Annotated in this window: 20 protein-coding genes; 12 read left to right on the forward strand and 8 right to left on the reverse strand. The window is 71.3% G+C overall.

Annotation, left to right across the window (positions count from 1 at the left end; all coding sequences use genetic code 11):
• Window positions 1-24 precede the first annotated feature (24 nt).
• The 3 genes from ACGFNI_RS08205 to ACGFNI_RS08215 all read right to left on the reverse strand — a co-directional run bounded on the left by ACGFNI_RS08205 (window position 25) and on the right by ACGFNI_RS08215 (window position 2974).
• On the reverse strand, window positions 25-1167 hold the full coding sequence (locus ACGFNI_RS08205; RefSeq protein ID WP_393681738.1) for an acyl-CoA dehydrogenase family protein: 1143 nt from the start codon (window positions 1165-1167) through the stop codon (window positions 25-27).
• 50 nt (window positions 1168-1217) lie between these two features.
• Window positions 1218-2402, reverse strand: a complete 1185-nt coding sequence (locus tag ACGFNI_RS08210; protein WP_393682187.1) for a CaiB/BaiF CoA transferase family protein — start codon at window positions 2400-2402, stop codon at window positions 1218-1220.
• A 179-nt stretch (window positions 2403-2581) separates the two neighbouring features.
• Window positions 2582-2974 carry an MmcQ/YjbR family DNA-binding protein gene (locus tag ACGFNI_RS08215; RefSeq protein ID WP_393681739.1) on the reverse strand — a complete coding sequence of 131 codons (393 nt, stop codon included), beginning with the start codon at window positions 2972-2974 and terminating at the stop codon, window positions 2582-2584.
• Window positions 2975-3132: 158 nt separating this feature from the next.
• Between ACGFNI_RS08215 and ACGFNI_RS08220 the strand changes: the two genes are divergently transcribed.
• A complete protein-coding gene (locus ACGFNI_RS08220; RefSeq protein WP_393681740.1) occupies window positions 3133-3876 on the forward strand; it encodes an MgtC/SapB family protein in 744 nt (247 codons plus the stop codon).
• A gap of 198 nt (window positions 3877-4074) precedes the next feature.
• Window positions 4075-5265: a saccharopine dehydrogenase family protein gene (locus tag ACGFNI_RS08225; RefSeq protein ID WP_393681742.1), complete on the forward strand. Its 1191-nt coding sequence runs from the start codon at window positions 4075-4077 to the stop codon at window positions 5263-5265.
• 59 nt (window positions 5266-5324) lie between these two features.
• Here the strand turns inward: ACGFNI_RS08225 and ACGFNI_RS08230 are convergent, their stop codons facing one another.
• Window positions 5325-6041 (reverse strand): endonuclease V, encoded by a 717-nt coding sequence (locus ACGFNI_RS08230; RefSeq protein ID WP_393681743.1) that lies wholly within the window; start codon window positions 6039-6041, stop codon window positions 5325-5327.
• A gap of 178 nt (window positions 6042-6219) precedes the next feature.
• On the opposite strand from ACGFNI_RS08230, the gene ACGFNI_RS08235 reads away from it, so the two are divergent.
• The gene (locus tag ACGFNI_RS08235; RefSeq protein ID WP_393681745.1) at window positions 6220-7644 is read left to right on the forward strand and encodes an amidase; all 1425 of its coding nucleotides are present in this window, start codon (window positions 6220-6222) and stop codon (window positions 7642-7644) included.
• Window positions 7645-7795: 151 nt separating this feature from the next.
• The gene (locus ACGFNI_RS08240) at window positions 7796-8095 is read left to right on the forward strand and encodes a YciI family protein (protein ID WP_393681747.1); all 300 of its coding nucleotides are present in this window, start codon (window positions 7796-7798) and stop codon (window positions 8093-8095) included.
• A 103-nt stretch (window positions 8096-8198) separates the two neighbouring features.
• Here the strand turns inward: ACGFNI_RS08240 and ACGFNI_RS08245 are convergent, their stop codons facing one another.
• Window positions 8199-9704: a sugar porter family MFS transporter gene (locus tag ACGFNI_RS08245; RefSeq protein WP_393681748.1), complete on the reverse strand. Its 1506-nt coding sequence runs from the start codon at window positions 9702-9704 to the stop codon at window positions 8199-8201.
• 274 nt (window positions 9705-9978) lie between these two features.
• On the opposite strand from ACGFNI_RS08245, the gene ACGFNI_RS08250 reads away from it, so the two are divergent.
• From ACGFNI_RS08250 to ACGFNI_RS08260, 3 genes are read left to right on the forward strand one after another with little or no spacing between them, the layout of a single operon-like run.
• On the forward strand, window positions 9979-10884 hold the full coding sequence (locus ACGFNI_RS08250; RefSeq protein WP_393681750.1) for an SIS domain-containing protein: 906 nt from the start codon (window positions 9979-9981) through the stop codon (window positions 10882-10884).
• Between the two features lie 49 nt (window positions 10885-10933).
• The gene (locus tag ACGFNI_RS08255) at window positions 10934-11815 is read left to right on the forward strand and encodes a ketose-bisphosphate aldolase (RefSeq protein ID WP_393681751.1); all 882 of its coding nucleotides are present in this window, start codon (window positions 10934-10936) and stop codon (window positions 11813-11815) included.
• Between the two features lie 39 nt (window positions 11816-11854).
• Entirely contained in the window at window positions 11855-12658 is an 804-nt protein-coding gene (locus ACGFNI_RS08260) for a DeoR/GlpR family DNA-binding transcription regulator (protein WP_393681753.1), read from the forward strand.
• A gap of 162 nt (window positions 12659-12820) precedes the next feature.
• Here the strand turns inward: ACGFNI_RS08260 and ACGFNI_RS08265 are convergent, their stop codons facing one another.
• From ACGFNI_RS08265 to ACGFNI_RS08275, 3 genes are all read right to left on the reverse strand, one after another.
• Window positions 12821-13246: an SRPBCC family protein gene (locus ACGFNI_RS08265; RefSeq protein WP_393681754.1), complete on the reverse strand. Its 426-nt coding sequence runs from the start codon at window positions 13244-13246 to the stop codon at window positions 12821-12823.
• Window positions 13247-13457: 211 nt separating this feature from the next.
• Window positions 13458-14417 carry an SDR family oxidoreductase gene (locus ACGFNI_RS08270; protein ID WP_393681756.1) on the reverse strand — a complete coding sequence of 320 codons (960 nt, stop codon included), beginning with the start codon at window positions 14415-14417 and terminating at the stop codon, window positions 13458-13460.
• Between the two features lie 224 nt (window positions 14418-14641).
• Window positions 14642-15433 (reverse strand): SDR family oxidoreductase, encoded by a 792-nt coding sequence (locus tag ACGFNI_RS08275; protein WP_393681757.1) that lies wholly within the window; start codon window positions 15431-15433, stop codon window positions 14642-14644.
• An 89-nt stretch (window positions 15434-15522) separates the two neighbouring features.
• Between ACGFNI_RS08275 and ACGFNI_RS08280 the strand changes: the two genes are divergently transcribed.
• The 5 genes from ACGFNI_RS08280 to ACGFNI_RS08300 all read left to right on the forward strand — a co-directional run bounded on the left by ACGFNI_RS08280 (window position 15523) and on the right by ACGFNI_RS08300 (window position 19692).
• On the forward strand, window positions 15523-16422 hold the full coding sequence (locus ACGFNI_RS08280) for an enoyl-CoA hydratase family protein (protein ID WP_393681759.1): 900 nt from the start codon (window positions 15523-15525) through the stop codon (window positions 16420-16422).
• The gene (locus tag ACGFNI_RS08285) at window positions 16419-17303 is read left to right on the forward strand and encodes a CoA transferase subunit A (protein WP_393681761.1); all 885 of its coding nucleotides are present in this window, start codon (window positions 16419-16421) and stop codon (window positions 17301-17303) included. Before ACGFNI_RS08280 ends, ACGFNI_RS08285 begins: the two co-directional genes overlap by 4 nt.
• 2 nt (window positions 17304-17305) lie before the next feature.
• A complete protein-coding gene (locus tag ACGFNI_RS08290; RefSeq protein WP_393681763.1) occupies window positions 17306-18160 on the forward strand; it encodes a CoA-transferase subunit beta in 855 nt (284 codons plus the stop codon).
• A gap of 35 nt (window positions 18161-18195) precedes the next feature.
• Complete coding sequence (locus ACGFNI_RS08295; protein WP_393682188.1) at window positions 18196-19287, forward strand: NAD(P)H-dependent flavin oxidoreductase; 1092 nt, start codon at window positions 18196-18198, stop codon at window positions 19285-19287.
• A 93-nt stretch (window positions 19288-19380) separates the two neighbouring features.
• Window positions 19381-19692 (forward strand): hypothetical protein, encoded by a 312-nt coding sequence (locus ACGFNI_RS08300; RefSeq protein WP_393681764.1) that lies wholly within the window; start codon window positions 19381-19383, stop codon window positions 19690-19692.
• Window positions 19693-19720: the final 28 nt, after the last annotated feature.

A 19720-nucleotide genomic window follows, 5' to 3' on the forward strand; every position in this document is an offset into this window, starting at 1 on the left:
GGGTGCGGACCCAACGGTCCCGGGTCAGCCGAGCAGGGACCGGCCGATGATCTCCTTCATGATCTCGGTGGTCCCGCCGTAGATCGTCTGGATGCGGCCGTCGGTGAAGGCTTTGGCCACGCGGTATTCGGTCATGTAGCCGTAGCCGCCGTGGAGTTGGAGGCAGCGGTCGGCGACGCGCTTCTGGAGTTCGGTGGCCCACCACTTGGCCATCGAGGCATGCACCGCGTCGAGTTCGCCCACGGAATGGTCGGCGATACAGCGGTCGATGAAGGCGCGGGTGACGGCGCACTCGGTGGCCATCTCGGCTATCTCGAAGCGGATGTGCTGGAGCTTGGCCAGCGGCCTCCCGAACGCCTCGCGCTCCTTGACGTACTGGCGGGTGATCTCCAGGAGGTGTTCGGCGCCCGCGATCCCGGCGACGGCGATGCCCATCCGTTCCTGCGCGAGGTGGGTCATCAGGTGGACGAAGGCGCCGTTCAGCTCGCCGAGCAGATTTTCCTTGGGCACCCGGACGTCGCGGAAGAAGAGTTCGGCGGTGTCCTGTGCCTTCTGGCCGATCTTGTCGAGGTTGCGGCCACGCTCGAAGCCCTCCATGCCGCGCTCGACGACCAGCAGGCTCAGGCCGTGTGCCCCGCCTTCGGGGGTGGTCTTCGCGACGACGATCACGAGGTCGGCGAGGATGCCGTTCGAGATGAAGGTCTTGGAGCCGTTCAGCAGCCAGTGGTCGCCGCGGTCCTCGGCGCCGGTACGGATGCCCTGGAGGTCGGACCCGGCGCCCGGTTCGGTCATCGCGATGGCGGTGATGAGGTCACCGCTGCAGAATCCGGGCAGCCAGCGCCGCTTCTGCTCTTCGGTGCCCAGTGAGGTGAGGTACGGGCCGATGATGTCGTTGTGCAGCCCGACCGCGAGTCCGGCCGCGCCGGCCCGGGTGAACTCCTCGGCCAGCACGGCGCTGTAGCGGAAGTCGGCGTTCCCGCCGCCTCCGTACTCCTCGGGGACGGCCAGGCCGAGCAGCCCCTGCCTGCCCGCCGCCCGCCAGGCGTCCCGGCTGACGATGCCGTCCTTCTCCCACTGTTCGTAGTGCGGGGTCACCTCCTTGGCGAGGAAGGTGCGTACCGTCCCGCGGAAGGCTTCGTGGTCCTCGGTGAAGATCTGACGCTTCATCTGTCCGGGCCCTCCTCAGAGCCAGTTCTTGACGGTGGCGGGCGCTTCCCTCAGCTGTCCGTGTCCTGCTGCCCGTCACGGTCCGGTGCCGCGGACGGCGTGGCCGGGTCACCGCCCGCGAGGAGGCCGGGGGCCTGCCAGTCGCGGGCGACTTCTGCGGTGTCGGCGCCGGGCTGCGCGGGCGGTCTGCGCACCGCGCCCGGGGTGCGGGAGAAGCGCGGAGCGGGCGCGGGCTGGGTGAGGCCGCCGTGGTCGATGAAGGTGCCGCGGGCGGCGAGATGGGGGTGGGCCGGTGCCTCCCGCAGGGACAGTACGGGCGCCACGCAGGCGTCGGTCCCCTCGAAGACCGCGGTCCATTCCGCGCGCGTGCGGGTCCTGAAGCGAGCGGCGATGGCGCTGCGCAACTCGGCCCAGGCGGCGAGGTCGTTGCGGTCGGGTGCCTGGTCCTCGATGCCCAGCAGACGGATGAACTCGGCGTAGAACCGCGGCTCCAGGGCGCCGACCGCCATGTGGGCGCCGTCCGCCGTCTCGTACGTGCCGTAGAACGGCGCGCCGCCGTCGAGCAGATTGGCGCCGCGCCTGTCCTGCCAGCCGCCGGCCGCCAGCATGCCGTGGATCATCGAGGAGAGATGGGCGGTGCCGTCGACGATCGCGGCGTCCACGACCTGGCCGCGGCCGGTGCCGCTCCTGGCGTGCTGGAGCGCGGCGAGGATGCCGATGACGAGGTAGAGGGAGCCGCCCGCGTAGTCACCGAGGAGGTTGGCGGGGGCGACGGGAGGGGCGTCGGGTACCCCGGTCATGCCGAGGGCGCCGGTGATGGCGATGTAGCCGATGTCGTGCCCCGCGGTGTCGGCGAGCGGGCCCTGTTGTCCCCAGCCGGTCATCCGGCCGTAGACGAGCTGCGGGTTGCGGGCCAGGCAGTCGTCAGGGCCGACGCCGAGGCGTTCGGCGACGCCGGGGCGGTAGCCCTCGATCAGTACGTCGGCGCGCTCGGCCAGTTCCAGCACCCGGGCCGCTCCGTCGGCGCTCTTCAGGTCGATGACGACCGAGCGTTTGTTGCGGTTGGTGAGGTCGTATGCGGGGTCGATGCCGAGCCCCGTGCCCCCGGGCCGGTCGACCCGGACGACGTCGGCGCCGAGGTCGGCCAGGGTCATGGCCGCGAAGGGGCAGGGGCCGATGCCTGCCAGTTCCACCACGCGCACCCCGCTGAGCGGGCCGTTGCCTGATTCCGCCATCACGCCCCTCGCTCCTGCGCCGCACTGTGACACTTCTGATGTAACACTCGTGATGTTAAGAACGTGTTCCACTTTCCACAAGCCCCCTGAGTCAAGACCCGCCACGGAAAAGGCCCGTGGTGACGATGCTCAACTGCCATCGCCGCCACGGGCCTCTGCGCACTGCCGACCGTGCGCCGCTATCCCCCGTCCAGCTCGGCGATGAGCCGCTTCGGGGCTATGACGCGGTAGGACTCCTCCACCCAGTCGCAGAGCAACTCGGCGGGTGGCGCGCCCCGTTCCGTCAACGGAACCGTCACCCAGCCGGCGTTGCCCAGGCCGTAGCCGGCCGGCTCGGCACCGGGGGCGGTGAGCGCATGGGCGTGCGCCTCCGGGTCCTTGAGCTTGAGGGTGACTCTCGGCGGGCGGCCGTCATCCTCCGCCCCGAGGAAGACGAAGACCTTTTTGTTGACCTTGACGACGCTCTCGCCCCATGGGAACTCCTCCGCCGCGCCGGGAAGGCGCAGCGCGTACCCGCGGATCTGCTCCCGCACCTCCACCGCGTCCGCCGCCTTCGCCATGCGAACCTCCATGTCACGCTCCCCCGTCGGTACCGGTCGGCAGCACCGGAATGCCGTCGTCCCGCGGCGCCTTCGCGCACGCCACGTTCCATCGACCACCACGCTAACGGCGACCACTGACAACGGCCTGCGGAGCGGGGATTCCCCGCCGGCGGAGGGACAATGCCTGCATGCCACAGCCGTATCTCGCCGCCGACTTCTTCAACATCCACAACGGTCAGGGGCCGCGCCAGTTCGCCGAGCTGGCGATAGCGCTGCTGCTGTCGTCGCTGATCGGGCTGGAACGGGAGGCACGGCAGAAGAGCGCAGGACTGCGCACCCACACGCTCGTCGGCGTGGGCAGCGCGCTGTTCATGGAGGTGTCGATCCATGGTTTCGGGGCGCTGCTGGGGACGGACGGCGTGGCACTGGACCCGTCCCGCGTCGCCGCGCAGGTCGTCTCCGGCATCGGCTTCATCGGCGGCGGGCTGATCTTCGTCAAGAAGGACGCGGTGCGCGGGCTGACGACGGCCGCCACGATCTGGCTGACCTGCGCGATCGGCATGGCGTGCGGCGGCGGCCTGCCGCTGCTCGCCGCCGGCGCGACGGCCGTGCACTTCCTCATCGTCCGCGGCTTCTCGAAGGTGTCGGAACGCATCGGCACCACCCGCCTGCCGGAGACCGTCGAGCTGCGCCTGACCTACCGCTCCCAACGGGGGCTGCTGGGACGGATGCTGGAGATATGCACGAGCAGCGGGTTCCGGGTGACCGACGTCCAGGTGGAGACCGGTGCGGAGGAGGAAGAACGGGTATCGGCCGAGGTGCTGCTGCGCCTGGAGGGCACCACATCGGCGCACTCCCTGGTGGAGGCGCTCGCCGAACTCGGCGGTGTGCGGGGAGTGGCACTGGGGCGGCAGGGTGACAGCACGGAATGACGCTGCCCGAGCGGCGCCACCGGAGAGGGCTCCGCAGGAGGGGCCGCAGGGCACGACCCGTCGGGCACCGGGGCGGCGGGGCAGCACCCCACCGCGCCGAAAGGGCGTCACCACACACCAACCGCGCCTGCGGGAAGGCGCTTTGATCTTTGACCGGTGGCTGCCCAGGGTCCGGAACCCCAGGCGAAAGGACGCGCGATGCGACGGCAGGACACTCCAGGACGGGCCCACGACCTCGTCCTTTTCGGCGCGACCGGGTTCGCGGGCACGCTCACCGCCGCATACCTGGCCGCGCACGCCCCCAAGAACTGCCGGTGGGCGCTGGCCGGGCGCGACACGGCGAAACTGGAGCGGCTGCGTGCCCGCCTGGCCGCCATCGACCCGGACTGCGCGCGGCTGCCGCTGCTGCGGGCCGACACCGCGGATCCGGAATCGCTGCGCGCGCTGGCCGCAGGCACCCGGGTGCTGGCCACCACCGTCGGCCCGTACCTGACATACGGCGAACCCCTGGTCGCCGCCTGCGCCGAGGCCGGCACCGACTACGTCGACCTGAGCGGCGAGCCGGAGTTCATCGACCGGATGTACCTGCGGCACGACGCGACGGCCCGCGCTTCGGGCGCCCGCCTCGTGCATTCCTGCGGCTTCGACTCGGTACCGCACGACCTCGGCGTGCTCTTCACCGTGCGGCACCTCCCGGAGGGCGTCCCGTTGCGCATCGACGGCTTCGTGCGGGCGCGGGCGATGTTCTCCGGCGGCACCTTGGCTTCGACGCTGACCGCCATGTCCCGCCCGCGCGACATGGCGCGGGCGGCCCGCGAACGCCGGCTGAAGGAACCGCCGCTCCCTGAGGGCCGTACGGTACGGGCGACTCCGGGCCCGCCCCTCAGGAGCGGTCCGACGCACCCGTGGGGCGTGCCGCTGCCGACCCTCGACCCCCAGGTGATCGGCCGTTCCGCCGCCGCCCTGGAGCGCTACGGACCCGACTTCCGCTACCGCCACTACGCCGGGGTGCGCCGGCTGCCGGTCGCGGTGGGGGGCGCGCTGGGCGCCGGTGCGCTGGCTGCGCTGGTCCAGCTCCCGTCCGCGCGCCGGTGGCTGTCGGGGCGCCTGGAGCCGGGCGACGGACCGGGCCCTGAACGGCGGGCGAAGAGTTGGTTCACCGTGCGCTTCGTGGCCCGAGGAGGCGGGCGGCGGCTGCTCACCGAGGTGGCCGGCGGCGATCCCGGTTACGGCGAGACGGCCAAGATGCTGGCCGAGTCGGCCCTCAGCCTCGCCTTCGACGAACTGCCCAGGACCGCGGGCCAGGTGACGCCTGCGGTCGCCATGGGAGACGCTCTGACGACGCGGCTCCAGGAGGCGGGCATCACCTTCCGGGTCGTACGGGGCTGATCCGCCCTCCCGCCTGGGGCCGCCCTCCGCTGCGGGACGGCTGCCGGTGGCCGCGGCGTTCAGACGTCGGCCAGCGCCCGCCTGCACAGTGCGTCGGCGGCCCGAGTCGTCTCCGGGAGGCGGTACTTGGGCGCCAGACGGAGGGTGTGCGCACAGGCCCGGTCGAGTCCGACGCGGTGCCCCACGGACACGAAGACCGGCTTGACACCCTCCTGGGTGCGCAGCGCCCGCCCCACTTCTTCGGCGGCGCCCTCGGGGCCGTCCAGAAGCGGAGCGGTCGCACCCCGCTCCGGCCCCGGGGCGTCGTAGCGGAAGGTGAAGGGGTTCTTGGCGACGCCGATGGTGGGCAGTCCTGTCAGGACGCCGAGGTGGCTGGCGAGTCCGAAGCGACGCGGGTGCGCCCGTCCGTACCCGTCGCAGATCACGAGGTCCGGTGTGCGGGCGAGGCGGGCCAGGGCTTCGATCACCGTGGGGATCTCACGGAAGGCGAGCAGCCCGGGGACGTAGGGGAAGCTGACCCGGCCGACCGCGGTGGCCTCGTCGACGACGGTGAGGCTGCGGGCGTCCAGCGCGACGGCCGCGGCGGCGACGACATCGCGTGCGTCGTCGTAGGCGACATCGACACCCACGACGGTGCCGTCGAAATCCACCTGCGGGCCGGGCTCTTCGAGGCACACATGGCGCCGCAGCCGGTCCTGGATGGCGCGGGCCTCGGCTTCGCCGGACGGCCAGTTCCGCAGTTCGTCGTCGCAGGAGAGCGTTCCGGGAATGTGCATGGTGGCACCACGCTATCGCGTCGGCCGGGCCGCCCGACGCGGTGGCGGAGAGGCAGGGGATCCCGGCCCGTGACGCGCGTGAATGCGTCGCGTCCTGCTGCTCGTTGACCGGTTCCGTCAGGAGAGCACAGGATGAGGGACCTGCCCGACCCGCGCACCCTGCCGACACGAGGCCGTCATGACCGACGCTCTGCACACGCTCGACGCCACCGATCTCGCAGCCGGGCTGCGTCGCCGGGAGGTGTCCGCCCGGGAGGTGGTCCAGGACCACCTGGATCGCATCGCGCGCGTCAACCCGGCCGTCAACGCCGTCGTCACCCTCGATCCCGAGGGCGCCATGGCCGAAGCGGCCCGCGCGGACCAGCGGCTCGCCCGGGGTGCGGACGTGCCGCCGCTGCACGGCTTGCCGGTCGCGTTCAAGGACACCCACCTCACCCGCGGCATGCGCACCACCTTCGGGTCACCCCTTTATGCCGAGTACGTGCCCGACCAGGACGAACTCCTCGTCAGCCGGGTGCAGGAGGCCGGGGCCATCCGCATCGGCAAGACCAACGTCCCGGAATTCGCCGCCGGCTCCCACACCTTCAACCCGGTGTTCGGGACCACCCGCAATCCGTACGACACCGCCCGCTCGGCCGGTGGCAGCAGCGGGGGTGCAGCCGCCGCACTGGCCGTCGGGCTGCAACCGCTCGCCGACGGGAGCGACATGGGCGGTTCACTGCGCAATCCTGCCTCCTTCTGCAATGTCGTCGGGCTGCGGCCGACACCGGGCCGGGTGCCTTCCCACCCATCCGGCGACCTGTGGGACACCCTGGCGGTGGCCGGGCCGATGGCACGGACCGTGGCCGACACGGCGCTGCTGCTGTCCGTGATGGCCGGCCCCGACCGGCGTTCCCCGCTCAGTCTCGAAACGTCCGGCGAGGCGTTCCGGGTTCCCCTCGACCGCGATCTGCGCGGAATGCGCGTCGCCTGGGCCCCCGACCTCGGCGGGACGGCCCCCGCCGACCCGGAGGTACTCGCCGTCCTGGAGCCCCAGTTGGCGGTCTTCACGGAACTGGGCTGCCACGTGGACACCGCCTGCCCCGACCTCACCGGCGCCGACGAGACGTTCAGGACCATGCGGGCGCACGCCTTCGACCTGGCCTTCGGTGCCCTGCTCGACACCGATCGCGCGTCCCTCAAACCGAGCCTGGCCTGGAACATCGAGGAGGGGCGCCGGCTGACGACGGACGATCTCCACACTGCCACCGCGACCCGCAGCCGGCTCCACCTGGACACCCTCGACTTCTTCTCCCGCTACGAGCTGCTGCTCGCGCCGGTCAGCCAAGTCGTCCCGTTCGACGCCGCGTCGGAGTACCCGGAGACGGTCGCCGGCCGTCCCACGCAGACGTATCTGGACTGGATGCGGTCCGCTTACGTCATCTCCGTACTCGGCGTGCCCGCGCTGTCCGTCCCGGCGGGCTTCACGCCCGGCGGCCTTCCCGTGGGCCTGCAGATCATCGCCGCTCCCCGGGCGGATCTGGCCCTCCTCCAGGCCGGCCACGCGTACGAGAAGGCGACGCGGCACGGGCGACGGCGCCCGGACCTGTCCGCATTCCTTTAGCGCGCGCCGCCGCGACGGCTCCGACTCGGCCAACGGGTGGCGGACGAACGGCGCTGCCACCGCCACACCCTGCTGCGCACCGCCTCCGGCCTGCGCCTTCACCGCAGGAGGCGGTGGCAGCGACGCCTGGGGGCTCCTCTATATTTCCTTCATGTTCGTACTTGAACTGACCTATACCGCGCCCCTCGAACGCGTCGAAGCGGCACTGGCCGACCATGTGGAGTGGTTGCAAGAGCAGTACGCCACCGGGCGCTTCATCGCCGCCGGCCGCAAGGTACCGCGCGACGGTGGCGTCATCCTCGCCGTCGGTATGGACCGCCCGGAAGTCGAACGGCTCGTGGCCGAGGACCCGTTCTCCCTCGCCGACGTCTGCGACTACCGCATCGTCGAGTTCCAGGCGACGACCACGGCGCCGGAACTGGAGCGCTTCCGGGAGCAGCGTCCTTCCTGAAGTGCCCCTGGAAGGCCCGCGACCGACCGCTCCTCCTGGAGGGGCGGTCGCGACGGGCCGGTATCCGCGCGCCTGCCGCAGCCTCGCCGTCCCCGCGCCCTCGTCAGGGGGCCACCTCCGGGGCAGCTGTCTCCGGTGCCGCCTTCTCCGCTGCCGCCTTCTCTACTGCTGCCTTCTCCGGGGCGGCCGTCCCCGGAGAGGCGTCTCCAGGGGCCGGTGTGGGCCAACGGCCGCCGTTGCTCCAGTACCCCTGGATCTCTTCCAGTTGCCGGCCCTTGGTCTCCGGGGCGGTGACCGACGCGAAGACCAGCGCACCCAGCGCCAGGACGCCGAGGCCCGCGAACGTCAAGCCGGCTCCCGCCCAGGCCAGTACGGACGGGAAGAACTGCGCGATCAGCAGGTTGGCGACAAGGTCGGCGCTGAGCATCGCCGAAGCTCCCGTGGAGCGCAGTTGCGCCGGGAACGCCTCGCTCGCGTAGACCCAGATCAGCGACCCGAAGCCGAAGTTGAAGGCGGCGGTGAACAGCAGGATCGCGCCGAAGCCCACCCAGATCATGTCGCCGTGCAGGCCACCCGTGCCGAAAACGGTGGCGAGCACGGCCAGCATGACGACCATCGTGCCGATGCCGGACAGCAGCACCACCCGGCGCCCTATGCGGTCGATGATGAGAATGGCGAGCACGGTCGCGGCCAGCGACGCGAGCTGCACGAACGAGGGGAGCAGGAAGTTCAGGCCGTTGCCGGTGAACCCCATCTCCTCGAAGATCTGCGGGCTGTAGTAGGTCACGGCGTTGATGCCGGTGATCTGGCAGAAGAAGCCCAGTCCGATGACGAAGAGCGTGGCGCGGACGTACGGCTTGCGCAGCAGTGAGCCCGCCGATCCGCCGCTCTCCTCCGCGAGCGCGGCGCGCACCGCTGCCACTTCCGCGCGCGGGTCGACATCCGGGTCGGTCGTCGCCATGACCTCGATCGCTCGCTCCGTATCACCCTTGAGCACATACCACCGGGGCGTATCGGGCAGCCGCCACAGCGGAATCATCACCAGCGCGGCGGGGAGCGCGGCGATGCCGAGCATCCAGCGCCAGTGGCCGCCGCCGGACAGGCCCCAGTTGACGAAGTACGTGATGGCGATCCCGGCGACCGTGGCGACCTGGTACGCGGCCACGGACGCACCCCGTATGCGGGCGGGCGTCGACTCGGCTATGTAGAGCGGTGCGGCGACGATCGAGATGCCGATGGCGACCCCGAGCAGCAGACGGACGGCGTCGAGCACGATGACATTGGGCGCGACCGCGGACAGCGCGACGAACATGGCGTAGGAGCCCGCGACGATCAGCATCGCGGCCTTGCGGCCCAGGGCGTCGGCGAGCTTGCCGCCGATCAGCGCGCCGATGATGCTGCCGAACACCAGGATGCTGTTGACCAGGCCCTTTTCGGCCGCGGTGAGATGGAAGTCCTCACTGAGGAACACCAGGGCGCCGGAGATGCTGCCGGAGTCGTAGCCGTAGATGACACCGACGACGGCGCCCGTGAGCGCGAAGAGACGGCCGGTTCGGCGTGCTTTCGCGGGTGGTGGCGGGGGCATCTCGGAGAGCGTTGCAGTGGACATGATGAGTCCTTTGTGCGGCGGGGCGGCCTGCTCATGACTGATCATGCGAGTATTGGCGGCGTTTCGCGCAAGTGTCAACAGTCACAGGCTACCGCGGCATTCCACTCACCCGCCGTCTCCGGAGGGCCAGTCGAGCGAACCGAGCAGCCCTCCTCTCTGCCGCAACCACCCGTACGAGCTATGGAAGCGATCCAAGATCTTGCGTACAGTTGCTTGCAACGGAACATGAAAATGCAGTTTTGTGCATCACGACGGCATTCACGAGAGGGTGGCCATGAGCGAGACCTCATACATGGAGCAGGAGCTGCGCAGCCAGCCGGAGACCTGGCAGGAAGCCGCGCGGATCGGAGCCGCGGGCGGCCCCCTGCCCGAGCCCGGACAGCGGGTGGCCGTGGTCGGATGTGGCACGTCGTGGTTCATGGCGCAGTCGTACGCGGCACTGCGCGAGAGCGCCGGTGCGGGCGTGACCGACCCCTTCGCCGCCTCGGAGGCATTCCTCGGCAGCGCACGCGGATACGACGCGGTGGTGGCGATCACCCGTTCCGGCACCACGACCGAGGTGCTGCGCATTCTGGAAGCCGTGAAGGGCCGCATCCCGACGGTGACGATCATCGGCGACCCCGGGACGCCGGCGACGGACCTCTCCGACGCGACGGTGGCCCTGCCGTTCGCGGACGAACGGTCCGTGGTCCAGACCCGCTTCGCGACCACCGCGCTGACGCTGCTGCGCGCACACCTCGGCGAGGACGTCTCCACCGCGGTGCACGACGCACGCGAAGCCCTCGCCGCCCCGGTCGCACAGGAGTGGGTCGACGCCGAACAGTTCTCGTTCCTCGGTACGGGCTGGACCTTCGGGCTGGCCAACGAGGCGGCCCTCAAGATGCGGGAAGCCTCGCAGAGTTGGACGGAGTCCTATCCGGCGATGGAATACCGCCACGGCCCGATCGCGATAGCCGCCCCCGGCCGCGTGACCTGGCTGTTCGGCGAGCCTCCCGAGGATCTGGAGGCGGATGTGGCCAGGACCGGGGCGCACTTCGTACGCCACGACCGCGATCCGCTGGCCGACCTGGTGCTGGTACAGCGGGTGGCCCTGGAGCGGGCCCGTGCCCGCGGCCTGAACCCGGACAGCCCGCGCAGCCTGACCCGTTCCGTGATGCTCGAAATTCCGGCGGCCCGGTAGCCCGCCCCACCGTCTCACGTCACTTCGTACGCAAGGGAGTCAGCATCCCATGCCCCTCGTTCCGACCTCATCGATCATCGACAGCGCGCGTGCCGCAGGCATCGGCGCCGCGGCCTTCAACGTCATCCATCTGGAAACCGCCGAGGCGCTGGTCACTGCTGCCGAACGGGCCGACGCCCCGCTGATCCTCCAGATCAGCGAGAACTGCATCCGGTACCACGGCAGCCTGCGCCCGATCACCCGCGCCACCCTCGCCCTTGCGGAGGATTCCAGCGCCCCCGTCTCGGTGCACCTCGACCACATCACCGACGCGGAGCTGGTCCGGCAGGGCGCCGCGGCGGGAGTGAGTTCGTTCATGGTGGACGCCTCGGCATTCCCCTACGACGAGAACGTCGCCACCACCGCCGCGCTCACCGCCTGGTGCCATGAACGCGGTGCCTTCGTCGAGGCGGAACTCGGCAAGGTCGGCGGCAAGGACGGCGTACACGCGCCGGGCACCCGCACCGATCCGAACGAGGCGCTGGCCTTCATCGACGCGACGGGTGTCGATGCGCTCGCCGTGGCCGTCGGTTCCTCCCACGCGATGCACGAGCGCACGACGGTGCTGGACAAGGAGCTGATCGGCCGGTTGCGGGCGGCGCTTCCGGTGCCGCTGGTACTGCACGGTTCGTCCGGCGTGCCGGACGAGGAACTGCAGCGCGCCATCGCGGCAGGCATGACGAAGATCAACATCTCGACGCACCTGGTGTCGGTCTTCACGCACTCCATCCGGGACGTCCTGGGGGCGGACCCCGCCCTCGTCGACTCCCGCAAGTACCTCAAGCCGGCCCGGGAAGCGGTGGCCAGGGAGGCGGCCAGACTGCTGGAGGTGCTGGGCACCCCGATAGCGGCTCCCGACCGGTACGCGGCACCGGCATCGGTCCGGGGGTGAGGAGAGGAGCACCCGTCACGGCCCGGCTAGGCTCGCCGCATGAAGCGCCATGAACGGATGAACGCACTGCTCGAGCTGCTCGGCGAGAGAGGCCGGGTGGATGTCGAGGAGGCGGCGACCGAACTGGAGGTCTCGGCCGCCACGATGCGGCGCGACATGGACACCCTCGCCGAGCAGCAGCTGCTGACCCGCACCCGGGGCGGGGCAGTGCTCAGCTCGGTGGCGTACGACCTGCCGATCCGGTACAAGCACGCGCACCGGTCCGAGGAGAAGGAGGCAGTGGCACAGGCGGCGGCGAAACTGGTCGAGCGTGGCGATGTGGTCGGACTCAGCGGTGGCACCACCACCACGGCCATCGCGCGGGTGCTGGCCACGCGTCCCGACTTCTCGGAGGCAGGCCCCCAGCCGCATCTGACGATCGTCACCAACTCTCTCAACATCGCCAACGAACTGGCCGTGCGGCCACAGATCAAGATCGTGCTCACCGGCGGGGTGGCACACTCACGCTCCTTCGAACTGGTCGGTCCTTTCAGCGAGTTGGTGCTCCAGCAGATCTCCGTCGACATCGCTTTCATCGGGGCCAACGGCATGGACCCGATCATGGGTGCCACGGTGCATGACGAGGCGGAGGCCAGGGTCAACCACCTCATGGCGGAACGAGCACGGCGTGCGGTGATCGTCGCGGACTCATCGAAGATCGGCGAGCGCTGCTTCGCCCGGATCGGCGGTGCGGACGTGTTCGACACCCTCATCACGGACAGCGGGGCGACGGAAGCCACGCGCCGCGAGTTCACCGACCGTGGCCTGAAGGTGGTAACGGCCCGTCCGGGCGCCACGGTCTGACCTGTCTCCACCCCTGCAAGCCACCTATAGCCCACTGCCCTTGCCCGCCCATGGGCCCGTGCCCGTGCCCATGCCCCAGCTCAGGGCTCCACCGTTACTCATGCGGCGCTCGCGTCACCGCCGTCGGGGCTTGGACGCCGGTGGGCGGGGCTGTGTCGGCGGTCAGAAGCGGGCTCGTAGGGACGTCAGGCCGGTGGCGTAGATCGCGTCCCCGAAGAGTTCTTCGACCTGGGCTACGGCCTCGTCGTCGCCGATATAGGTGGCTGTCCAGCGGACCTCTGTTCCGGTGGCGTGGGGCAGGGCCGTGAGGGTTGCTTCGTAGTCGGATATCGGAAGGAAGGGATCGAGCACGGTGTAGCGGTACGCGCGGGCGGCGTGATCCAGGGCGAGCAGGCGTTCGCGGGCGACGACCGTGCCGTCGAGCATGAACGCCCGGACGGCGCCGGGGATTTCGGGGTCGGCTCCGTTTTCGATGATCAGAGGGGGGATGTGCGGATGCCAGTCGGGGAGGCCGTCGAAGCGGCCTATGGTGCGCCAGACCGTGTCGGGGGTCGCGGGCAGCACGATGGTGCGGATGAGATTGCGCATGTTTCACCGGATCCTGTCTGTGCCCGAGTGGGGCCGGGTCGTGAGTGTGGGACGACGGGCGGGGTCGTGAGTGGTGGACCGGCAAGGACCAAGACCAGAACCAGGGCCAGGACCAGTGCCATGGCCAGTGCCGTAACCATGGCACGGAGGCGATGGGGAAAGCCGGAGACCCGGGGCCGCCCGTTCTCCTCCCCCTCCCCCTCCTCCCCCTCTACCGTGCTCCATAGACCGGCTGCGGTGGCTCGGCGGCGGCGAGGAGTCGGCGGGCGGTTTCGCCGGCCTCGGATGGAGTCCAGCGGGCCGACTTGTCGGCTGCCGGGCCGGGGCGCCATCCCTCCATGACGGTGATGCGGCCGGCTTCCGCCGCGAAGACCCGGCCCGTCACACCCTCTGACCCTGCCGAGCCCAGCCAGACCACCAGAGGGGAGACGTTCTCCGGGGCCATGGTGTCGAAGGTCCCATCGGCGGGGGCGGCCATGGTGTCGGCGAAGGTCTGCTCCGTCATACGGGTGCGGGCGGCGGGCGCGATGGCGTTGACCTGGACGCCGTAGCGGCCCATCTCCGCGGCGGATACCAGCGTCAGGCCGAGGATGCCGGCCTTGGCCGCGGAGTAGTTGCCCTGTCCGACGCTTCCCGAAAGGCCGGCACCGGAGGTGGTGTTGATGACCCGGGCCTGGGGCATGCGGCCGTGTTTGGCCTCGGCGCGCCAGTGTGCCGCCGCGTGTTTGAGGGGGAGGAAGTGGCCCTTGAGGTGAACGCGCAGCACCGCGTCCCATGCGTCCTCGTCCAGGTTGACCAGCATCCGGTCGCGCAGGAATCCCGCGTTGTTGACGAGGGTGTCCAGGCGGCCGTAGGTGTCGAGGGCGGCGGCGATGAGTGAGGCGGCACCCGCACCGGTTGCGATGTCGCCGCCGTGCGCGACGGCTTCGCCGCCCGCCGCGCGGATGTCCGCGGCCACTTCCTCGGCGGGGCTTCCGGGGGCGGTACCGCCAAGGGCCTGGCCGTCGGAGCTGCCGGGGCCGGGGGCGCCGCCCGCGCCGTCAAGCCCGACGCCGAGGTCGTTGACGACGACGCGGGCACCCTCCGCGGCGAAGGCGTGGGCGTGGGCGCGGCCGAGACCGCGGCCCGCGCCGGTGACGATGACGACGCGGCCCTCACAGATTCCGGGCATCTCGGGTCTCCTTGGGGGGAGTTGGAGTGTGAAGTGGGAGTGGGTTGACGAAAGAGAAGCGAAAGAGAAGCGGGGTGAGGTGAGAGAAGCGGAGCGGCGTAGGGGGTGGAGGAGCGGAGGGGCGTGAGTGTGAAGAAGGGGAGGCGGCTGGCAGGGGCGGGGAAGGCAAAGGGCTGTTCGCGGGTGTGACGTGGGGAGGTGGGCCGGGTCGGCGAGTGCGGGGTTCAGTGCGGTGGTGGGTTCGTGGCCGGTTGGGCGGCTTCCAGGAAGGCGGGGCGTTCGCCGCCGCCGTGGAGCAGCAGGGCCGCGCCGCTGACGTAGGACGACAGGTCGGAGGCGAGGAAGGCACAGGCTTCGCCGGCTTCGGCCGGGGTGGCGAGCCGTCCGAGGGGGACGGTGCGGCCGACGGCGGCGACGCCGGACTCGTCTCCGTAGTGGAGGGAGGACAGTTCGGTGCGGACCATGCCGAGGGTGAGGGTGTTGACGCGGATCTTCGGGGCCCATTCGACGGCCATGGAGCGGGCGAGGTTGTCGAGGCCCGCCTTGGCCGCGCCGTAGGCGGCGGTGCCGGGTGAGGGGCGGGTGGCGCTGACGCTTCCGATCATGATGATCGTGCCGCCGGACGGCTGGGCGGCCATCACCTCGTAGGCGGCGAGGGACGCGGTCAGCGGCGCGAGCAGGTTCAACTCCACGATGCGTGCGGCTTGTTGGGGGCGGGAGTCGGCGAGGAGGCGGTACGGCGTGCCTCCGGCGTTGTTGACGAGGAGGTCCAGGCGGCCGTGTTCGCGGCGGACGCGGCGGAAGAAGGCGGTGACCGCTTCGGGGTCGCGCAGGTCGAGTTGCCGGAACAGCGCGGTCCGCCCGTCCGCCTCCAGGGAACGTTCGGGCGGCCTGCGGGCGCAGGCGATGACCTGCGCGCCTGCGGCCAGCAGTGCGGTGGTGATGCCCGCGCCGACACCGCGCGTGCCGCCGGTGACGACCGCGACGCGGCCCGTCAGATCGATGCTGAGCGCCATGCGACACCTCCCGCAGCGCGCGTCGCGCTGCTACCTTCTCATTCAACAGCACCTAACAAACGTTTGGTGGAAAGGTAGCTGATCTGCTGATGGGTGTCTCCACCTCCCGCCCCTGCGCGCCACCGGGCAGTCGCGGTATAGCACTGGTCACGGTGGACTTCCCGCCGGTCAACGCCCTTCCCGTGCAGGGCTGGTACGACCTGGCCGATGCGGTACGGGACGCCGGCCGGGATCCGGACATCCGGTGTGTGGTGCTCGCCGCGGCCGGGCGAGGGTTCAACGCCGGTGTCGACATCAAGGAGATGCAGCGGACCGAGGGACACGCCGCGCTGATCGGCGCCAACCGGGGCTGCTACGAGGCGTTCGCGGCGGTCTACGACTGCGAGGTGCCGGTGGTCGCCGCGGTGACGGGGTACTGCCTGGGCGGCGGCATCGGCCTGGTGGGCAACGCGGACGCGATCGTGGCGAGCGACGACGCGACGTTCGGGCTGCCGGAGCTGGACCGCGGCGCGCTGGGAGCCGCCACCCATCTCGCCCGGCTCGTGCCGCCGCATCTGATGCGCACGCTCTACTACACCTCGCGCACCGTCACCGCCCAGGAGTTGCGGCAGCACGGTTCGGTGTGGGACGTGGTGCCGCGTGCGCAGGTGCGGGACGCGGCGCTGGCGCTCGCCGGGGAGATCGCGGCGAAGGACGGTGCTCTGATCCGGCTGGCGAAGGCCGCCATCAACGGTATCGATCCGGTCGATGTGCGCCGCAGCTACCGCTTCGAGCAGGGCTTCACCTTCGAGGCGAACCTCAGCGGGATCGCCGACCGGCATCGCGACGCGTTCGTGGGCGCCCGTGGGAACCCGGACGCCACGCCGACCGGCACCGGCACCGCCACACCCACCGCACCGCGCCCCCCATCCAACCAACCAGCCGTCCCCCCACCCGACCCACCAGCCGACCTCCTCCCCCCGTCCACCCCACCGAAGGAGCCCCGTTGAGCGACAAGACCATGAGCGCCGATGAGGCCGTCGGGCAGCTGGCCAGCGGCATGACGATCGGGATCGGCGGCTGGGGGTCGCGGCGCAAGCCGATGGCGCTGGTCCGTGCGGTGCTGCGATCCGAGCTGCGGGAGCTGACGCTGGTTTCGTACGGCGGGCCCGACGTCGGTCTGCTCGCGGCGGCCGGCAAACTGCGGCGCGTCATCGCCCCGTTCGCGACGCTGGACTCGATCCCCCTGGAACCGCATTTCCGTACCGCGCGCCAGAACGGCAGCATCGGCTTCACGGAACTGGACGAGGCGATGTTCATGTGGGGGCTGACCGCGGCCGGTCAGCGGCTGCCCTTCCTGCCGGTGCGGGCCGGTCTCGGCTCCGACCTGCTGCGCGTCAACCCGGAGCTCCGTACGGTCACTTCGCCGTATCCGGACGGCGAGGAGCTGGTGGCCGCGCCCGCACTGCGGCTGGATGCGGCGCTGGTGCACCTGCACCGCGCGGACACCAGGGGCAACGGGCAGTACCTGGGGCCCGACCCGTATTTCGACGACCTGTTCTGCGAGGCGGCCGACGCCGCGTACCTCTCCTGTGAGCGGATCGTGGAAAGCGCCGAGCTGACGGCGGCGGGCGGGCCGCAGACGCTGCTGGTCAAGCGGCCGTTCGTGCGCGGCGTGGTGGAGGCACCGAACGGCGCGCACTTCACCGCCTGCGATCCGGACTACGGCCGGGACGAGACCTTCCAGAAGGCGTACGCGACGGCGGCAGCGGATCCGGCGGAGTGGGCGGAGTTCGCCGCGCGCTTCCTCTCCGGCGACGAGCAGGAGTACCAGGACGCGGTCGCCGCCTTCCATGGCCGCAGCGGGCACCACGAGCGGAGGGGCGCGTGACCATGGCCGAGACGAACGCGGCGCGGACGGGCACGGCGGAGCAGGCGGGTACCGGCCCGCAGCGGCAGGGCGCGGGCGGGCGCGCCGGGCCGCGGGCCGCCGCCGGGGCGCCGACCCGCGCCGAGTACTGCGTGCTGGCCTGCGCGGAGGCGTGGCGGGACGCCGGCGAGATCCTGGCCAGCCCGATGGGCACCGTGCCGTCCATCGGGGCGCGGCTGGCGCGGCTGACCTTCTCGCCCGATCTGCTGCTCACGGACGGGGAGGCGCTGCTGATCGGCGATGTGCCGGCGCTCGGGGCGCGGGCGGAGGTGACGGAGGGGTGGCTGCCCTACCGCGGGCATCTGTCGCTGGTGGCCACCGGCCGCCGGCACGTGATGATGGGCGCGAGCCAGATCGACCGGTTCGGGAACCAGAACATCTCCTGCATCGGCGACTGGTCAAGGCCCGGCCGGCAGCTGCTCGGCGCGCGCGGTGCGCCGGCCAACACCGTGAACAATCCGACGAGTTACTGGGTGCCGCGGCACTCCCCCAGGTCCTTCGTCGAGCGTGTCGACATGGTCTGCGGGGTCGGCTACGACCGGGCGGCGGCGGCCGGGCCCGCGGCGAGCCGCTTCCACCGGATCCCCGAAGTCATCAGCGATCTGGGGGTCTTCGACTTCGCCACGCCCGACCACACGATGCGGGTGCGCTCCCTGCACCCCGGCGTGACCGTCGAGCAGGTTTGCGCGGCGACCGGTTTCGCGCTGACCGTCCCGCCGAACGTGCCCGCGACCCGGAAGCCGACGGCCGGGGAACTGCGGCTGATCCGCGAGGTGATCGACCCGCAGGGGCTGCGCGACCGCGAGGTGCGGACGTGACGGCCGGGCGGCAGCCGGAAGCGGCCGGGCCCGTGCTGCGTACCGCCCTGACCGATCTGGTGGGGGTGCGGCATCCCGTCGTCCAGACCGGCATGGGCTGGGTGGCCGGGCCGCGGCTGGTGTCGGCGACCGCGAACGCCGGTGCGCTGGGGATCCTGGCATCGGCGACGATGACCGTGCCGGAGCTGCGGGCCGCGGTGCGCGAGGTGCGTGCGCGTACCCGGGCGCCGTTCGGGGTGAACCTGCGGGCGGATGCCGGGGACGCGGCGGAGCGGGTGCGGATCGTCATCGAGGAGGGGGTGCGGGTCGCGTCGTTCGCGCTCGCGCCCTCGCGTGAGCTGATCGCCCGCCTCAAGGACGCCGGTGTGCTGGTGATCCCTTCGGTGGGGGCGCGGCGGCACGCCGAGAAGGTCGCCGCGTGGGGCGCGGACGCCGTACTGGTCCAGGGCGGCGAGGGCGGCGGGCACACCGGCGAGGTGGCGACGACGGTGCTGTTGCCGCAGGTCGTGGACGCGGTGGACATCCCGGTCATCGCCGCGGGCGGGTTCCACGACGGCCGGGGTCTGGTGGCGGCGCTGGCGCTCGGCGCATGCGGGGTGGCCATGGGGACGCGGTTTCTGCTGACGTCGGACAGCACGGTGCCCGACCCGGTCAAGGAGCGCTATCTGGCGGCGTCGGTCCGGGACGTCACCGTCACGACGAAGGTGGACGGGCTGCCGCACCGGATGCTGCGTACGGATCTGGTCACCGCGCTCGAACGGTCCGGGCGGCCGGCCGCGCTGCTGCGCGCCGTGCGGCACGCGGCGGCCTTCCGCAAGCGCTCGGGGCTGCGCTGGTCGCAGCTGGTGCGTGACGGTCTGGCCCTGCGGCGCGGCAAGGAGCTGAGCTGGAGCCAGGTGCTGCTGGCGGCGAATACGCCGATGATGCTGCGCGCGGCGATGGTGGAGGGCAGGCCGGATCTGGGGGTGATGGCATCGGGCCAGGTGGCCGGGCTGATCGAGGATCTGCCGTCGTGCGCGGAGCTGGTGGAGCGGATCATGGCGGAGGCAGGCGCGACGCTGGGGCGGCTGCCCGTGGCGCCCGCGGGTGTGGCCGCTCCCCCGGAGCGCTCCGGCAGGCGGTGCTGATTCCCGGTGGGCACCCGTGGAGAATGGAGAATGCACGTGCGAGGGCCGCTGCGGTCTTCGCAGGGGGTTGTCCACCGGGGGAGAGATTCATCTATGCGGAAGTTCCTGGCCACGGCGTTGACCGTGCTGGTGTGCAGCGCTTCGCTGACCCTGTCGGCCACGTCGGAAGCGGCGGCGGCCGGGCCGCCGACGCAGTGCGTCAAGGTGCGGAAGTTCTTCACCAAGGGCCAGCAGCGGGCGGTGCGGCTGACGAATCTGTGCACCCGCCGCTCGGCCTGCTACGTCATCGTCATACCGCACCACGACGACCCGCACGGGCGGCTCGACAAGGGCGTCACGAAGAACGTGTCCTACGCGACGGTGCGCACCCCTCGGGCGTTGTACGTCAAGAACGAGCGGTGCTGACCGGCTGACGGGGGGCGCCGGCCAGACC

This window comes from Streptomyces sp. NPDC048644 (genome assembly GCF_043199105.1).
Lineage (GTDB): Bacteria > Actinomycetota > Actinomycetes > Streptomycetales > Streptomycetaceae > Streptomyces.

What these genes read in the sequence shown, in the direction of transcription:
- ACGFNI_RS08205 (WP_393681738.1), bottom strand. Translation starts at nt 1,167, where the DNA reads ATGAAGCGTCAGATCTTCACCGAGGACCACGAAGCCTTCCGCGGGACG.
- ACGFNI_RS08210 (WP_393682187.1), bottom strand. Translation starts at nt 2,402, where the DNA reads ATGGCGGAATCAGGCAACGGCCCGCTCAGCGGGGTGCGCGTGGTGGAA.
- ACGFNI_RS08215 (WP_393681739.1), bottom strand. Translation starts at nt 2,974, where the DNA reads ATGGAGGTTCGCATGGCGAAGGCGGCGGACGCGGTGGAGGTGCGGGAG.
- ACGFNI_RS08220 (WP_393681740.1), top strand. Translation starts at nt 3,133, where the DNA reads ATGCCACAGCCGTATCTCGCCGCCGACTTCTTCAACATCCACAACGGT.
- ACGFNI_RS08225 (WP_393681742.1), top strand. Translation starts at nt 4,075, where the DNA reads ATGCGACGGCAGGACACTCCAGGACGGGCCCACGACCTCGTCCTTTTC.
- ACGFNI_RS08230 (WP_393681743.1), bottom strand. Translation starts at nt 6,041, where the DNA reads ATGCACATTCCCGGAACGCTCTCCTGCGACGACGAACTGCGGAACTGG.
- ACGFNI_RS08235 (WP_393681745.1), top strand. Translation starts at nt 6,220, where the DNA reads ATGACCGACGCTCTGCACACGCTCGACGCCACCGATCTCGCAGCCGGG.
- ACGFNI_RS08240 (WP_393681747.1), top strand. Translation starts at nt 7,796, where the DNA reads ATGTTCGTACTTGAACTGACCTATACCGCGCCCCTCGAACGCGTCGAA.
- ACGFNI_RS08245 (WP_393681748.1), bottom strand. Translation starts at nt 9,704, where the DNA reads ATGTCCACTGCAACGCTCTCCGAGATGCCCCCGCCACCACCCGCGAAA.
- ACGFNI_RS08250 (WP_393681750.1), top strand. Translation starts at nt 9,979, where the DNA reads ATGAGCGAGACCTCATACATGGAGCAGGAGCTGCGCAGCCAGCCGGAG.
- ACGFNI_RS08255 (WP_393681751.1), top strand. Translation starts at nt 10,934, where the DNA reads ATGCCCCTCGTTCCGACCTCATCGATCATCGACAGCGCGCGTGCCGCA.
- ACGFNI_RS08260 (WP_393681753.1), top strand. Translation starts at nt 11,855, where the DNA reads ATGAAGCGCCATGAACGGATGAACGCACTGCTCGAGCTGCTCGGCGAG.
- ACGFNI_RS08265 (WP_393681754.1), bottom strand. Translation starts at nt 13,246, where the DNA reads ATGCGCAATCTCATCCGCACCATCGTGCTGCCCGCGACCCCCGACACG.
- ACGFNI_RS08270 (WP_393681756.1), bottom strand. Translation starts at nt 14,417, where the DNA reads ATGCCCGGAATCTGTGAGGGCCGCGTCGTCATCGTCACCGGCGCGGGC.
- ACGFNI_RS08275 (WP_393681757.1), bottom strand. Translation starts at nt 15,433, where the DNA reads ATGGCGCTCAGCATCGATCTGACGGGCCGCGTCGCGGTCGTCACCGGC.
- ACGFNI_RS08280 (WP_393681759.1), top strand. Translation starts at nt 15,523, where the DNA reads ATGGGTGTCTCCACCTCCCGCCCCTGCGCGCCACCGGGCAGTCGCGGT.
- ACGFNI_RS08290 (WP_393681763.1), top strand. Translation starts at nt 17,306, where the DNA reads ATGGCCGAGACGAACGCGGCGCGGACGGGCACGGCGGAGCAGGCGGGT.
- ACGFNI_RS08300 (WP_393681764.1), top strand. Translation starts at nt 19,381, where the DNA reads ATGCGGAAGTTCCTGGCCACGGCGTTGACCGTGCTGGTGTGCAGCGCT.